Source organism: Nonomuraea endophytica, from assembly GCF_014203235.1.
In the GTDB taxonomy this organism is placed as follows: Bacteria; Actinomycetota; Actinomycetes; order Streptosporangiales; family Streptosporangiaceae; genus Nonomuraea; species Nonomuraea endophytica.
On record NZ_JACHIN010000021.1, the window covers coordinates 108,300 to 122,221 of the forward strand.

The window sequence follows — 13,922 nt, forward strand, 5'->3', positions numbered from 1 at the left end:
CCGGCAGGTGGCAACCGGCGCCATGCAATCGGTCAACAAACGGGTCAGAGCGGACGGGACTCGTCCGCTGGGGGACGCTCACCCCCCGGCAGGTATCCGTCGTCGCCTGAGGCAGCCGGCGCCCGGTCGAGGGCCAGCTTGGCGCGCCGGTAGACGACGCACCGTTCCTCCCATTCCATCTCGTCGGTCATGACGGCCATCGTGACCACAAAAGGTGATCGCTCGCATGCGTCTTGTCATCAATTGAGGACTTCCACGGTCCCCCGTTCACCGTCGACGCGGATGCGGTCGCCGTCGTGGATGCGCGCGGTGGCGTTGCCGGTGCCGACGACGGCCGGGATGCCGAGCTCGCGGGCGACGATCGAGGCGTGGGAGAGCGGCGCGCCCATGTCGGTGACGACGGCGGCGGCGCGCGGGAACATGGGCGTCCAGCCGATGTTGGTCAGCGTCGTCACCAGGATCTCCCCCGCCTTCAGCCGCTCGCCCTGCTCGGGGCCGGACAGCACACGGGCCACGCCCTCGACGACGCCGGGCGCGCCGGGGAAGCCGGACACCGTGTCGGCCGGGGGCGCCTGGCCGCCGCGGGCGTCGTAGAGGTCGACGCGCCGGTCGGGAGAGGCGGCCCAGCGGACCGGGTCGAAGGGGCCGACGATCAGCATCGGGTAGATCGGCAGGGCGGCGTACTTCCGGTAGGTGGCCCGCCGTACCGGGATCTTCGCCAGCGGCGACCGGTCGCCGCGCAGCACGTCGAGGATCTCGTCGATCTCCAGGGAGAAGACGTCGTCGCCGAGCCCGGTCAGCTCCCCCGCCCGCAGCACGAACGCGCGCATCGCCCAGAAGACCCGCATGTTCTCCGAGCGGGCGTCCTCCCGGTCTCTGACGATCGCGTTCCACCTGTCCACCCGCTCGCGCATCGCCGCGCCCCTGCGCGGGTAGCGGCGGTCGAAGCGGGCCCAGGCCGCCGCGCGCGCCTCTTCCTGCCGGGCGAGCAGGTCGCGGGCGTCACCGGACGCGACCTCGGCGAGCTGCCTGTCGATCCAGCCGGGGTCCTCGCCGGGCCTGGGCACGCTGACCTCGAACTCGTGCGCGCCGCGATGCCCGTAGACGGCGGCGAACTCCGCCCGGTCGATCTCGCCTCTGGCCAGCTTGTCCAGGCCGATGATCGGGCCCATGCTGGCCAGCTCGCCGCCGGCGTTGGCGCCGGTGAGCATGGCCTCGGCGTCGCTCTCGCCGACCATCTTGCGCAGCTTGTCGCGGGTCATGACGAGCGCCGCGCCACCCTGGCGTCCGGCCGCCTCCAGCATCCGGCAGGTCTCCACGACGTACGGCCGCAGCTCCTCCTCCCAGAAGGCGGCCAGCGCCGCGGGCTCGGAGATCAGCCCGGCGCGCTCGCGCAACTCCTCACAGCGCGACCGGGCGGTGGCCAGGAAGGGCCGCAGCCGCTTCACGTTGGCGGCGACCCGGCGGCGCAGCCCGACCGCCATCGGCAGCATGGCCTTGATCAGCTGCCACCGGGAGGCGGGCAGCAGCGGCACGTCGAGACCCGACGGGATCTTGCCGAAGACCTGCTCGATCGCGCCGAGCCTGCTGCTCATGCCGAACGCCTTGGCGGCGGAGATGGCGATGCTGAGGTTGAGGTAGAAGCGGCCGCCGATGTTGCCGACCAGGCGGTAGCCGGGGATCGCCGACGCCGACATGGCCTCGCGGATGAACAGCCGCACCAGCGACCAGGTGACCGGGGTCATCACGTCCGGGATGGCCTCGCCGAGGTTGCCGCTGGTCCACAGGTACTGGCCGGTCCGGCTGTCGTTCCACTCCTCCACCTCCTCGGCCAGGCCGGTGATCGGGCGGGCCTGGACGACGAAGAGCTCCTCGCCGCGTCTGGCCCACTCGACGTCCATGGGCGTGCCGTACAGGCGCTGGATCTCCTCGCCCAGCGCGGCGAGGCGCAGGACCTCCTCGTCGGAGAGCACGCGCACGGAGCGGCGCGCGGCCGGGACCTCCCGCTCGCGCGTGCCCTCGGGCTCGCGCACGGTCATGACGGCCTTGTCGGCCACGGTGTACGAGCGCACGCGCCCGTCGGCGACCACGGCGGCGTCGGGCGTCACCTGGCCGCCGACGACGGCTTCGCCGAGACCCCAGGCCGCGTTGACCACGCTCTGCCCGCGCGCGCCGGTGACGGGGTCGGCGGTGAACATGACCCCGGCGGCGTCGGCGTCGACCAGCTCCTGGACGACCACGGCGAGCGCCACGTCGTCGTGCGGGACGTGGTTGCGCTCGCGGTAGGCGACGGCCCGCGGGTTCCAGAGCGAGGCCCAGCAGCGGCGGACGGCGTCGAGCAGGTCCTCGCGGTGGACGTTCAGGTAGCTGTCCTGCTGGCCGGCGAAGGACATCTCGGGCAGGTCCTCGGCGGTGGCCGACGAGCGCACCGCCACCGCCACCGCGCCGTCGCCGTCGCCGTCGCCGAGGTCGGCGTGGGCGGCGAGGATCTCGGCGGCCAGGTCCGGCGGGATCTCGTGCGTGGTGAACAGCTCCTGCGCGCCGGGAGCACCGAGCCGCTCGCGGAAGGGCGCGGTGAACGCGCGGTAGGCGTCGGTGGTGATGTGGAAGCCCGGCGGGACCGGCAGCCCGGCGCGGCTCAGCCGGGCCAGCGACGCGCCCTTCCCGCCCGCGACGGCGAGATCGGCGGCCGCGTCATCAAGGGGGAGAACGTTCATGGCAGCTGCCCTTCGAGTGCGGACTCAAGCTTGCGCCCGGCCACTCCCGCGACGTGCCCGACGTAGGCGCTGACGGCCTCCGCGATGGCTCGGGCGTCGCGCGGCGACGGTTCGCGGCCCGCTTCGAGCGCGCGGTGCGCGGTGTCGGCCAGCAGTTCCGCGAGCCGTTCCGGCGGCACCCGGTAGGGCTCCGGCGTGAGCCGCGCGGCGGTAAGAAACCCGAAGACGACCGAGGTGAGCACGCTCACGTGCTCGGCGTCGGTGAGGTCGGGGCGGATCGCGCCATGTTTCCTGAGCGCGCCGAGCATCCGGTTCAGCGCCTCGGCCTGGCCGGGATCGGAGGGACGCTCGCGCTTCATCGTGGTCAGCTTGCCGAGCACGTCGGTGTCGGCCAGCAGCACGGCGCGCATGAGCGGCCGCCGCATGACCTCGGCGGCCACCGCCCCGACCAGCTCGCGCAGGGTGCCCGGCGCGGCCCGCCGTACCTCCTCCAGGGTGGCGACGCGCTCGCGACGCAGCAGCGCGGCGAACAACAGCTCGCGCGTCTTCCAGTGCAGGTAGATCGTGCCCTTGGCGACGCCGGCGGCGCGCGCGACGTCCGCGATGGTGGTTTTGTCGTAGCCCCAGCGCAGGATCAGCTCGGCCGCCGCGTCCAGGACCCGGTGGGCGCGCTCACGCCGCCGGTCGGGATCGGCGGGCGGCCTGGCCATGCGCGGACTCCGTTCTTTGACCAAATAAGCGTATTCGGTCAAGAAACCCGGCACAAGGTACGGCCGAGCCCGGACATTCCCGGATCTTCAGCCCCGAGCCCGCCCCGCGCCGTACGGTAGATCCCATGGCCAAGGCCTTCTGGATCGATCAGGACTTCGACAGGGACCGCCACGGGCGCTACGCGGCGCACGTGGAGAAAAACCTGCCGGAGTTCGAATGGGGCGACATCGCTCCGGTGCGCTTCGCCTGTGCCGCCTGGAGGCTGGCCACGCCGCCGTCGCTCGACCCCGGCTACGTCCGCTGGGACCGGCGCGTGCTCGACGCCACCTGCGAGCGCAACACCTGGGACGGCACGCTGATCGCCCGCGTCCGGATCGTCTCGCCGCTGCCCGAGCCGCTGACCCGCTCGCGCGCCTGGTGGCGCGACCGCGGCTGGCAGGGCTGGCAGGAGCTGTTCGGCCAGTACGTCGAGCCGACCCAGCAGGACTTCGCCAGAAGCCCGTTCCTGCGCGCGACGCTCCTGGTGGAGGCGCCGGTGCCGCTGGCCGGGCTGCCACCGGAGCCGGAGGGCCCGCACGAGCGTGTCGAGGAGAGCGCCCAGCGGGCCGTCGCCGTGCTGGTGCGCGAGCTCAACGAACTGGTCTCGCCGATCCTCGACCAGCTCGGCTGACCGGGCTGGTCGAACTGGTCGACCAGCTCGGCTAGCCGGGCGGCGACAGCACCACGCGCAGCGTCCTCGGCTCGCGCAGGTCGCCCGAGCGGTAGTCGAGCTCCTCCTCCACCAGCCGCATCCGCGGGAAGCGGGCCAGCAGCGTCGTCAGCGCCAGCCCGATTTCGGCCCTGGCCAGCGCCGCGCCCAGGCAGAAGTGGTGTCCGTAGCCGAAGGCCAGATGGGCGTTGTCCGGCCGGGCCGGGTCGAAGGCGTCGGGCTCGGCGAAGCGCGCCGGGTCCCGGTTGGCGGCGCCCCACGCGCAGCGCACCACCGCCCGGTCGGGCACCTCGGCCCCGCACACCTCCACGGCGGCCGTGGCGTGCCGGGGCACGCTCAGCGCGATCGGCGTGACGTAGCGCAGCAGTTCCTCGACCGCGTCGCCGACCAGCTCGGGCCGCTCCAGCAACAGCCGCCATAATCCCGGCTCGCGCAGCAGCAGGGCCAGCCCGTTGGCCAGCAGCGCGGTGACCGCCCGGTGCCCGGCCACCAGCGTGAGCCTGACCCCGGCCACCAGATAGGCGTCCGGCAGCCCTTCCCGATCCGCCTGCCGGATCATGCCGCTGACCAGGTCGTCGGCCGGCTCGCGGCGCCGCTCGGCGATCAGCGCGCCGAGGTGGGCGACCATCGCGGCCGTCTCCGGCGAGGTCATGTCGGGCCCAGGCGTCACGGCCTCCGGCCGCTCGGGCAGCGTGGCGATCCGGCCGCTCACGTACGCCTGCACGTACGCCCGGTCGGCGTCCGGCACGCCGATCAGCGCGCAGAGCGTCATGATCGGCAGGGGGCGGGCGAAGGCGGCGATGAAGTCCACGCTCTCGGCGGGCGGGATCGCGTCCAGGAGTTCGCCGGTGATCCGCTCGATCCTGGGGAGCAGCGCGGCCACGCGGCGCGGGGTGAGCTGGCGGGAGATCATCCGGCGGACCCGCTGGTGGTCCTCGCCGGACAGGTCGACCAGGTCCTCCTCGAAGATGACCCGGCCCGCCTTGTCCGCCTCCTCGATCGGGTTGCCCGCCGCGCCGCCGCCCGCGAGGCGCTGGTCGGCGAAGCCGGTGACCGCCGCCTCGTAGCCGGTCAGCAGCCATTCGGCACCGCCCCGGCCCAGGTCGACGTGGTGGACGGGGGCGGCCTCGCGCAGGCGGCGCAGCGTGGGCACGTCGTTGAGCTGGGCGGGGGTCAGGCGGGTGGTCATGCGATCCGCTCCTCCAGGTAGCCGTCGGCCTGCAGGGTGAACAGCTCGGCGTAGCGGCCGTCCAGGGCCATCAGGTGGCCGTGGGTGCCCTCCTCGACGACGCGGCCGTGGTGCAGGACATAGATGCGGTCGGCGTGCCGTACGTTGGCCAGGCGGTGGGTGATCAGCACCGTGATCCGGCGTTCGGCGCCGGCGCGCAGGCTGGCGAACAGCGCGTGCTCCGCCTTCGGGTCGAGCGCGGCCGACGGCTCGTCGCAGATGAGCAGCGGCGCGTCGCGGTAGAAGGCACGGGCGCAGGTCAGCCGCTGCCACTGGCCGCCCGACAGGTCCTGGCCGCCGGCGAAGACCCGCGACAGCAGCGTGTCGTAGCCCTCGGGCAGCTTCTCGATCACCTGGTGCGCGCCGGCCTTGGCGGCTGCGGCGCGCATCCGGGCGCGGTCCTCGTGCTCGGTGCCCAGCGTGATGTTGCGGGCCGCGGTGAACGGCCAGCGCCAGAACTCCTGGCTGACCAGCCCCACGTGCCGCCACAGCTCGTGGCGTTCGACGGCGTCGAGCGGCAGGCCGTCCCAGGTGACCGCGCCCGAGGTGGGCCGGCGCAGCCCGGCCAGGAGCATGGCGAGGCTGGTCTTGCCGGAGCCGTTCTCGCCGACGAGCGCGATCGTCTGGCCGCGCCGGGCGGTCAGGCTGACGCCGTCGAGCGCCATGGGTCCGTCCTCGCCGTAGCTGAGCTCGGCCTGCTTCACCTCGATCGTCTCCGGCGGCGTGATCACGGCGGTGTCGGCGGGCGGCGGCAGGCGGCTCTCGCAGCGCTCGGCGAACTCGGTGAAGTCGCCGTAGTAGAGGCCCTCTTCGTAGATCTTGTTGACGTTCGTGAGGGCCAGCGTGAGCGACTGCCTGGCCGCCTGCAGGGCCAGCACCGCGGTGGCCGCGGCGGCCAGCGGCAACCCGCCGCCGATCAGCAGCATGCCGAGGACCGTGTAGAGCCCGGCGGTGGCGGCGCCGGACAGCAGGCCGCCCAGCACCCGCACGCGGGTCTGCCCAGCGACGACCTCCAGTTCGGCGTCGGTCTCGGCCGAGACCATCCGGTCGTACTCGCGCAGCAGGAAGTCGCGCATGGTGAACACGCGCACCTCGGCCGCGGTCAGCCGCTCGGCCATGAGCTCGCCGAGCATCCACATGCGGCGGCGGCGCGAGGTCCGGTTGCGCTCGCTCACGTACGACAGCCGTGCCACGCGCACCGCCGCCCACGCCCCCGGCAGGCTGGCCAGCACCAGCGCGGCCAGCAGCAGCGGGTGCACGACCAGCAGCGCCACCGCGGTGCCCGCCAGCCCGGCCAGGCCGGCGACCAGGTCGAGGGTGCCGCGCACCAGCGCCTGCAGGGCCATGCCGCCGCGGTTGCGCGCCCGTTTCATCTCGTCGCTGAAGCCCGGATCGTCGAACGCGGCCAGCTCCACCCGGGTGGTCAGCTCGAACAGCTCCCGCTCGACCAGCGTCAGCACCTTGGGCATGAGCCTGGCCTGCGCCCAGCCGGCGCCGATCGACAGCCCTGACCTGGCCGCGACGGCCGCCGCCACCACCACCAGCGAGGGAAGCGCGGCCTGGACCCGTCCGAGCGTCGGCCCGGCGGCGAACAGCGCCACGAGCACGTCGCGTGTGGCGAGCAGGCCGTAGGAGGTCGCGACGCCGCCGAGCATGCTCAGCGCGAGCGCGAACGCGGTGTCGCGGCGGTCGGCCCGCCAGGCGACGGTCACCGCGCGGGCGGTGGTGGCGGGCAGCCGGGCGGCGATCCGCAGGAAGCTCGTGCCGGCGAGCGCGGCCGTGTGGGCGTCCCACCAGGCCGTGGCCAGGGACGGCAGGGCCGCCGCGCTCCCCCGCGCGGTTGCCGCGCCTCGCCTTCGCATCCGCATGTTCCCTCCGGGTGTGGGCCGACGCCGCTGGCCAGCGTAGGGAGGCGGACTTGGAAGTGGCTTGACGACGGCGTCGCGGCCCGGCATCGGGCGGTTGACCTGCGGATTCACCTCGTCCGGACAGCGCCGGGCGGGGCCGCGCGTTCCGCCCGCCGGGACGCCGCGGGTCGCCGGCGGACTGCGGCATATGCGCTGACCTGGGCGAACACGGGTGCGGCCGGGCTTTGCAGCCGTCTCCCAGGGCGATCCAAGTCAGGCCGTCCATCCTCGGTCTGTCAGCTCGAAGACATGAGGGAGCGGTGATGACGGGGACCCTGGTGGTGTTCGGCGCGGGGGCGCCGCCGGTGCGCGAGGGCTGGCGGGTCTGCGTGCCCCCGATGCCGGACGGCGACTGGGCGGCGGCGGTCGAGGGCTTCCTCGCCGCACCCGGCAGCCCCGCCCGCGCGGTCCTCCTAGGCTACGGCGCGGCCGCCCCGGCCGTCGTGGCTTTCGCCGATCTCCACCCGGAGCGCGCGGCGGCGGTCGTGGCCGTGGGCGCGCCCGGCGACCTCGACCCGTCCGGCCTGTGCTGCCCGGCCCTGGTGCTGGCCGATGACGACGCCCGGAGCGTCGCCTCGTTCCTGGCCGCGCTCGACCCGGGCGAGGAGACCGGCTGCCCCGTCCGGCTGCCCGCGCTCACCCCGGTCCTGCTCAACGATCCCGACGTGATCCGGCAACTGCGCGTGCTGGGTCCGGTCCACCGGGTCAACGCCCCCGGGGTGTCGACCTCGTGGATCCTCACCGGCCACGCCGCGAGCACCGCCGCCCTCGCGGACCCGGCGCTGGCCGGTGAACTGGAGATCACCGCCGGCTTCCGCCTCCAGGGCGAGCTGGAGCACCGCGGCGAGCAGGACCTCATCACGATCGGCGGTGACGAGCACGCCCGGCTGCGCAAGCTGGTCGGCCAGCACCTGACGCCGCGCCGGATGGAGACGCTGACCCCGCGCGTGCGGGCCGCGTGCGAGCGGCTGCTGGACGCGCTGCCCGCGCACGAGCCGGTGGACCTGGTGCGCGGCTTCGCCCGCCCGCTGCCGATCATCGTCCTGTGCGAGCTGCTCGGCATCGCCGAGCACGACCGCGACGACATCGCCGACTGGCTGCTGGTGCGGATGAACACCGTGCCGCCGGTGGCCCACGCCGACATCGACGAACGCCTGCGCGCGCTCATCGCGGACCGGCGGGCGGCGCCCCGCGACGACCTGCTGAGCTGGGTGGCCGAGGCCGAAGGCGAGCGCCTGTCCGAGGACGACCTCGTGGCCGCCGCCCGCCTGCTGATGGTGGGCGGGCACCGCGCGCCGACGACCCTGCTGGCCAACGGCCTGGCCGCGCTGCTGCGCGAGCGTGAGCAGTGGAAGCGGCTGATCGCCGAGCCGGCGCTGGCCGAGAGCGCGGTCGAGGAGCTGCTGCGCTACGTCACGCCCTTCCCCGTCGGCCTGGCCAGGACCGTGTCCTGCCCGGCCGAGGTGGCCGGCCGCACGATCCCGCCCGGCGACCTCGTGGCCGCCTCCCTCGTGGCGGCCAACCGGGACCCGGCCTTCTTCGACGAGCCCGACGAACTGGACGTCGGCCGCGCCCGCAACCCGCACCTGGCCTTCGGCCACGGACACCACTTCTGCCTCGGCGCCGCCCTGGCCAGGATCCAGGCGCGCGTCGCCCTGGAGACGCTGGCCCGCCGCTTCCCCGGCATCGACCTCACGCACGACGCCCGTGACCTGCACTACCGGCAGAACCGCGTGCGCTACCTGCTGGAACTGCCCGTCGTCCTCAGCCCGCGCTAGGAGCCCGACCCATGGACGCGACCATTCCCCAGCTGCTCGCCTACTGCCAGGCCGACCCGCTGTTCTTCGAGCCGCCGTGGCGCATCGCCGACGGCCCCGGCCGCTTCGCCGCCGCCCGCCGCGACCTGCCGGAAGGCTGGCGGCGCGGCGAGAAGGAGCTGTGGGTCGTGCTGCGCCCGCCCGGCCCCGAACTGCCCGAGCAGGGGTGGAAGATCCACGTCTCGGCCACCGCCGGGGACGCCGAGCGGGTGTGCGACCTCGTCGTGGAGCACTGCCTGGCGCGCGGGATCGCGGTGAAGTTCCTGCGCGGCGCCGCCGCGGTGCGGCTGCTCAACAGCAAGTACGCCGAGCGCGGCAGCAGCGGCAAACTGCTCACGCTCTACCCGGCGGACGACGACGAGCTGAGCCGCGTACTGCCCGAACTGGAGGAGCTGCTGCGCGGGTTCGCCGGGCCGTATGTGCTGACCGATCTTCGCTACGGCGAGGCCCCCGTCTACGTGCGCTACGGCGCGTTCCGCCCGATGACCTACGTCGACGCGGACGGCGAGACCGTCTACGCGATCCGCGACCCGTCCGGCGCGCTGGTGCCCGACGACCGCAGCCCGGCCTTCACCGTGCCCGAGTGGGTACGCGTGCCCGAGGTGCTGGCCGGATCGCTGGCCCGTCGCGGCCAGGGCGGCGCGCAGGACTTCCCCTACCAGATCGAGCGCCCGCTGCACTTCTCCAACGGCGGCGGCGTGTACCTGGCCCGCGACAAGGAGTCCGGCGGGTACGTGGTGCTCTCCGAGGCGCGCCCGCACGCCGGTCTCGACCGCGACGGCACCGACGCGGTCGCCCGGCTGGCGCGCGAGCGCGAGGTGCTGAAGCGGCTGGACGGCCTCGACTGCGTGCCCCGGGTCCTGGACCACCTGGTGATCTGGGAGCACCACTTCATGGTCGAGGAGTACATCGAGGGCAAGACGCTGATGGAGGAGGTCTTCGACCGCTACCCGCTGGCCGGGCCGGACCCGACGCCGGAGGAGGCTGCTGCTTACACGCGGTGGGCGGTCGACGTGCTAGCCAAGGTCGACCAGGCGCTCATGGCCGTGCATTCCAGGGGCGTGCGCTTCACCGACCTGCACCCGGGCAACGTCATCGTGCGCACGGACGGGCGGGTGGCGCTGATCGACTTCGAGATCGCCTGCGACCTGGCCGACCCGCACCGGCCGGGGCTGGCGGCGCCCGGCTTCGCCGCCCCGGTGGGGCTGAGCGGGCGCGAGGCCGACCAATATGTGCTGAACTGCCTGCGCCAGTGGGTGTTCCTGCCGATCTCACCGCTGCAGGATCGCGACCGGGTCAAGCTCTCCAGCCTGACAAGCGTGATCACCGAGCACTTCCCGGTGCCGCCGGGGTTCGGGCCCCGGATGCTCAGGGGCTTCGGGCTGAGCGCCGGGATGGACGAGCGGGCCGGGATGTTCGACGACCCGTCCTGGCCGGAGATCAGCGACTCGATCACGGCCGGGATCCTGGCCAGTGCCACGCCCGACCGGCGTGACCGGCTCTATCCGGGCGATCCCCGGCAGTTCGTGTCGGGCGGGCACACCGTGGCCCACGGCGCGGCCGGGGTGCTCTGGGCGCTGCGTTCGGTGGGATCGCCGGTGCCGGAGGAGCACGTCGACTGGCTGGTGGCCGCCACCCGCGCGGCACCGGCCCGGCCCGGACTCCTCGACGGCCTGCACGGCGTCGCGGTGGTGCTGGACGAGCTCGGCCGCGGCGAGGAGGCCGCGCGGACGCTGGCCCGCGCCAGGGCCGCCGAGCCCGGCTGCGTGGCGCCGGGGCTGCACGGCGGGCTGGCCGGCGTCGGGCTGAGCCTGCTGCACTTCGGGCAGACCGAGGCGGCGGTCGCGGTGGGCGAGCGGGTCGCCGCGGCCGCCGGAAGCTGCGAACGCGGCGGGCTCCAGCACGGCCTTGCCGGGATCGCCCATTTCTTCCTGCGGCTGCACGAGACCACCGGCGACGAACGCCACCTCGACCAGGCGCTGCACGCCCTGCGCCGGGCCGTCGAGCGCGGCCAGGTCCTGCCGGACGGCGGCTTCCAGCTCCTGGAGGACAACCGCTACCACGCCTACCTCGGCACCGGCGGCAGCGGCCTCGCCCTCGTCCTGTCGCAATATCTGGCCCGGCGGGAGGAGCCCGGCTTCGCCGAGGTGATCGACGGAGCCCGCCGATCGTGCCGCGCGCCGTTCATCCGGCACCCGTTCCTGTTCATGGGACGGGCCGGCACCATCGCCGCCCTCCACCACCTCGGCCGGCCCGACGACCGGCCGGTGATCCACGACCACGTGCGCAGGCTCGCCTGGCACGCCCTGTCCTACCGAGGCCATCTGGCCTTCCCCGGCAACCAGCTGCTGCGCCTGTCCATGGATCTGGCCACGGGCACCGCCGGCGTGCTTGCCGCCCTAGGCGTCGCGTTCGACCTGAACGCGTCGGTCATCCCCGCCGTCGACCTGCGCGCACCCGCGGTCGAAGGCGCCGGAAGGAGGTGAAGGAAATGGCATTCGTCCTTGAGCTCCAGGCGCTCAACGCCCCCAAGGCTCTCACGGCGCACCCGTGCTACAGCCACGTCACGTCGTACGCAGGCACCTGCTGATCGACACCGGTGCCGGGGATCGGGCAGTGATCCCCGGCACCGGCCACGGAAGGGTTCCCCATGGACAGTAGTTTGCCCCTCGTCAGCGTCGAGACGCTTCGCGACATGGACGCGCTGCGCCGGATGCGGGAGGCCGGTCCGGTCCACCACGTCAACATGGGCGGCAGGGAGCCGGGCTGGATCCTGACCTGCCACGAGGCCGCCGCCAAGGCGCTGGTCGACCCCAGGCTGCGCGGCGACGCGCCGCAGGCGCAGGGACCGGAGAAGGAGCTCGCCGACGAGGAGGACCTGTTCTTCCTGCCCGGCGAGCAGCACGCCAGGCTGCGCCGGATGATCTCCCGTCAGCTCACCCCGCGCCGCGTGGCCGGGCTGCTGCCGCGCATCCAGCACGAGGCCGACCTCCTGCTGGACGCCATGCCGGCCGCCGAGCCGGCCGACTTCATCGCCGCCTTCTCCCGCCCGTTCCCCGTCGCGGTGCTGTGCGAGCTGCTGGGCGTGCCGCCCGACGGCCGCCGCCACATCCGCGACTACGTCTTCGGCTGGATCGCCGAGGCCGGCGTGGGCACCGTGGTCACCGAGAGCGCGGGCGTCGCCATGGCCGGCTACCTCAAGGAGCTCATCGCCCGCCGCCGGGCCGACCCGCGCGACGACCTCATCAGCGCGATGTCCGCCGCCGACCCGCGCGACGTCCTCTCCGCGGTACGGCTGCTGCTCGTCGCGGGCCACCGGCCCGTCACCCGCCTGCTGACCGAAGGCGTGGAGATCCTCCTGAGCCGCCGCCCCGGCCTGGTCGAGGACCCCGCGCGGCTCGACCCGACCGTGGAGGAACTGCTCAGGCTCATCACCCCGACCGCCCTTTCCTCCAGGTACGTCAAGGAGAGCCTGGAGATCGGCGGCGTGGAGCTGCCGGAGGGCGGCGGCGTCCACTGCGTGCTCGCCGCGGTCAACCGCGACCCGGACCGCTTCCCCGACCCCGACGCGTTCGCCCCGGACCGCCCGGCCAACCCGCACCTCGCCTTCGGCCTCGGCCACCGCCACTGCCTGGGCGCCGCCCTCGCCAGGGCGGAGGCCAAGGTCGCCGTCGGCACGCTGGCCCGGCGCTTCCCGCGCATGCGGCTCGCCGCCGACCAGGGCCCGGCTCCCACCCGGGCGGGCACCAGGAAGCTGCTCGTCGTCCTCGACCCTGGAGATCCCACGTGACCATCCCCGACCGCCCCCTAGAGATCATCTGGGACATCACCTACGCCTGCCCGTTGCGCTGCGTGCACTGCTACTCGGAGTCCGGCCGGCGGCCCAGCCGCCAGCTGCGCCGCGACGATCTGCTGCGCATGGCCGACGCCATCGTCGCGATGCGCCCCTACGGGATCTCGATCGCCGGCGGCGAGCCGCTGCTGGTGAAGGAGCTGTTCGAGGTCACCGAGCGGATGACGGCCGCGGGCATCCAGGTGGCGCTGTTCACCGGCGGCTGGACGCTGCGGCCCGAGATGGTCGGCGACCTGGCCCGCGCCTTCTTCCGGGTGAGCGTCAGCCTGGACGGGGCCACGGCCGAGGTGCACGACCGCGTCCGCGGCCGGCGCGGCTCCTTCGACCGGGCGCTGCGGGCGCTGGACATGCTGGCCGGGGCCGGGCCCGTCTTCGGCATCGACTGCGTCGTGGTGCGCAGCAACTTCGGGCAGATCGAGCAGGTGTGCACGGAGCTGGTGCCGCGCTTTCCCGGGCTCGGGTTCGTCTCCTTCGGGGCGGTGGTGCCGGAGGGGCTGGCCAGCCGTACCGGCTTCGCCGAGCACGAGCTGCTGACGGAGGAGCAGATGGCGGCGATGGGCGCGCCCGCCTTCCGCGAACGGCTGCGCGCGCTCGTCCCGCCGGGCGTGCACGTCACCGCCACCGACAACCTCGCCCTGCAGATGCACCCCGACCGGATCCGCGAGGGCCAGTTCTTCCCCGCGCTCCAGATCGAGCCCGACGGCGCCGTACGCGCGATGCCGGCCTACGAGGGCACCGTCGGCAACCTGCTGACCGACTCCCCCGCCGAGCTCTGGCGGCGCTCGGTCGAACGGTGGCACGACCCGTTCGTGGTCGCCACGCTCACCCCGGTCCGCACCGTGCGTGAGTGGGCCGAGGCCACCCGGCGGATCGACTACCACTTCGCCTCGGCGGCCGACCGCGAGCGCATCGACCGCCGCCCGGCGTTCGCCCAGCTGTGAGGCGGGTTCCGCGTTGAGCGGACGTTGATCCGACGTTGG

Annotated in this window: 10 protein-coding genes; 5 read left to right on the forward strand and 5 right to left on the reverse strand. The window is 74.0% G+C overall.

What is annotated here, in order from left to right:
• Positions 1-44: 44 nt before the first annotated feature.
• From HNR40_RS47845 to HNR40_RS47855, 3 genes are read right to left on the reverse strand one after another with little or no spacing between them, the layout of a single operon-like run.
• Positions 45-191 (reverse strand): hypothetical protein, encoded by a 147-nt coding sequence (locus tag HNR40_RS47845; RefSeq protein WP_184973899.1) that lies wholly within the window; start codon positions 189-191, stop codon positions 45-47.
• Between the two features lie 48 nt (positions 192-239).
• Complete coding sequence (locus HNR40_RS47850) at positions 240-2,717, reverse strand: PEP/pyruvate-binding domain-containing protein (RefSeq protein ID WP_184973901.1); 2,478 nt, start codon at positions 2,715-2,717, stop codon at positions 240-242.
• Positions 2,714-3,427: a TetR/AcrR family transcriptional regulator gene (locus tag HNR40_RS47855; protein WP_184973903.1), complete on the reverse strand. Its 714-nt coding sequence runs from the start codon at positions 3,425-3,427 to the stop codon at positions 2,714-2,716. The genes HNR40_RS47850 and HNR40_RS47855 overlap by 4 nt, the downstream gene beginning before the upstream one ends.
• Positions 3,428-3,552: 125 nt before the next feature.
• Here HNR40_RS47855 and HNR40_RS47860 point away from each other — a divergent pair, with 125 nt between their 5' ends.
• A complete protein-coding gene (locus HNR40_RS47860; protein WP_184973905.1) occupies positions 3,553-4,098 on the forward strand; it encodes a hypothetical protein in 546 nt (181 codons plus the stop codon).
• Between the two features lie 31 nt (positions 4,099-4,129).
• Here the strand turns inward: HNR40_RS47860 and HNR40_RS47865 are convergent, their stop codons facing one another.
• Positions 4,130-5,326 carry a cytochrome P450 gene (locus tag HNR40_RS47865; protein ID WP_184973907.1) on the reverse strand — a complete coding sequence of 399 codons (1,197 nt, stop codon included), beginning with the start codon at positions 5,324-5,326 and terminating at the stop codon, positions 4,130-4,132.
• Positions 5,323-7,227: an ABC transporter ATP-binding protein gene (locus HNR40_RS47870; protein ID WP_184973909.1), complete on the reverse strand. Its 1,905-nt coding sequence runs from the start codon at positions 7,225-7,227 to the stop codon at positions 5,323-5,325. Before HNR40_RS47870 ends, HNR40_RS47865 begins: the two co-directional genes overlap by 4 nt.
• Before the next feature lie 308 nt (positions 7,228-7,535).
• Between HNR40_RS47870 and HNR40_RS47875 the strand changes: the two genes are divergently transcribed.
• The 4 genes from HNR40_RS47875 (at position 7,536) to HNR40_RS47890 (ending at position 13,883) form a co-directional block, all read left to right on the forward strand.
• Complete coding sequence (locus HNR40_RS47875; protein ID WP_184973911.1) at positions 7,536-9,050, forward strand: cytochrome P450; 1,515 nt, start codon at positions 7,536-7,538, stop codon at positions 9,048-9,050.
• Between the two features lie 11 nt (positions 9,051-9,061).
• Entirely contained in the window at positions 9,062-11,575 is a 2,514-nt protein-coding gene (gene lanKC, locus HNR40_RS47880; RefSeq protein WP_184973913.1) for a class III lanthionine synthetase LanKC, read from the forward strand.
• Positions 11,576-11,739: 164 nt separating this feature from the next.
• On the forward strand, positions 11,740-12,879 hold the full coding sequence (locus HNR40_RS55730; RefSeq protein WP_184973915.1) for a cytochrome P450: 1,140 nt from the start codon (positions 11,740-11,742) through the stop codon (positions 12,877-12,879).
• A complete protein-coding gene (locus HNR40_RS47890; RefSeq protein WP_184973917.1) occupies positions 12,876-13,883 on the forward strand; it encodes a radical SAM protein in 1,008 nt (335 codons plus the stop codon). Before HNR40_RS55730 ends, HNR40_RS47890 begins: the two co-directional genes overlap by 4 nt.
• Positions 13,884-13,922 lie beyond the last annotated feature (39 nt).

Coding starts and splice junctions, on each gene's coding strand:
- HNR40_RS47845 (WP_184973899.1), bottom strand. CDS start 191: ATGACCGACGAGATGGAATGGGAGGAACGGTGCGTCGTCTACCGGCGC.
- HNR40_RS47850 (WP_184973901.1), bottom strand. CDS start 2,717: ATGAACGTTCTCCCCCTTGATGACGCGGCCGCCGATCTCGCCGTCGCG.
- HNR40_RS47855 (WP_184973903.1), bottom strand. CDS start 3,427: ATGGCCAGGCCGCCCGCCGATCCCGACCGGCGGCGTGAGCGCGCCCAC.
- HNR40_RS47860 (WP_184973905.1), top strand. CDS start 3,553: ATGGCCAAGGCCTTCTGGATCGATCAGGACTTCGACAGGGACCGCCAC.
- HNR40_RS47865 (WP_184973907.1), bottom strand. CDS start 5,326: ATGACCACCCGCCTGACCCCCGCCCAGCTCAACGACGTGCCCACGCTG.
- HNR40_RS47870 (WP_184973909.1), bottom strand. CDS start 7,227: ATGCGAAGGCGAGGCGCGGCAACCGCGCGGGGGAGCGCGGCGGCCCTG.
- HNR40_RS47875 (WP_184973911.1), top strand. CDS start 7,536: ATGACGGGGACCCTGGTGGTGTTCGGCGCGGGGGCGCCGCCGGTGCGC.
- lanKC (WP_184973913.1), top strand. CDS start 9,062: ATGGACGCGACCATTCCCCAGCTGCTCGCCTACTGCCAGGCCGACCCG.
- HNR40_RS55730 (WP_184973915.1), top strand. CDS start 11,740: ATGGACAGTAGTTTGCCCCTCGTCAGCGTCGAGACGCTTCGCGACATG.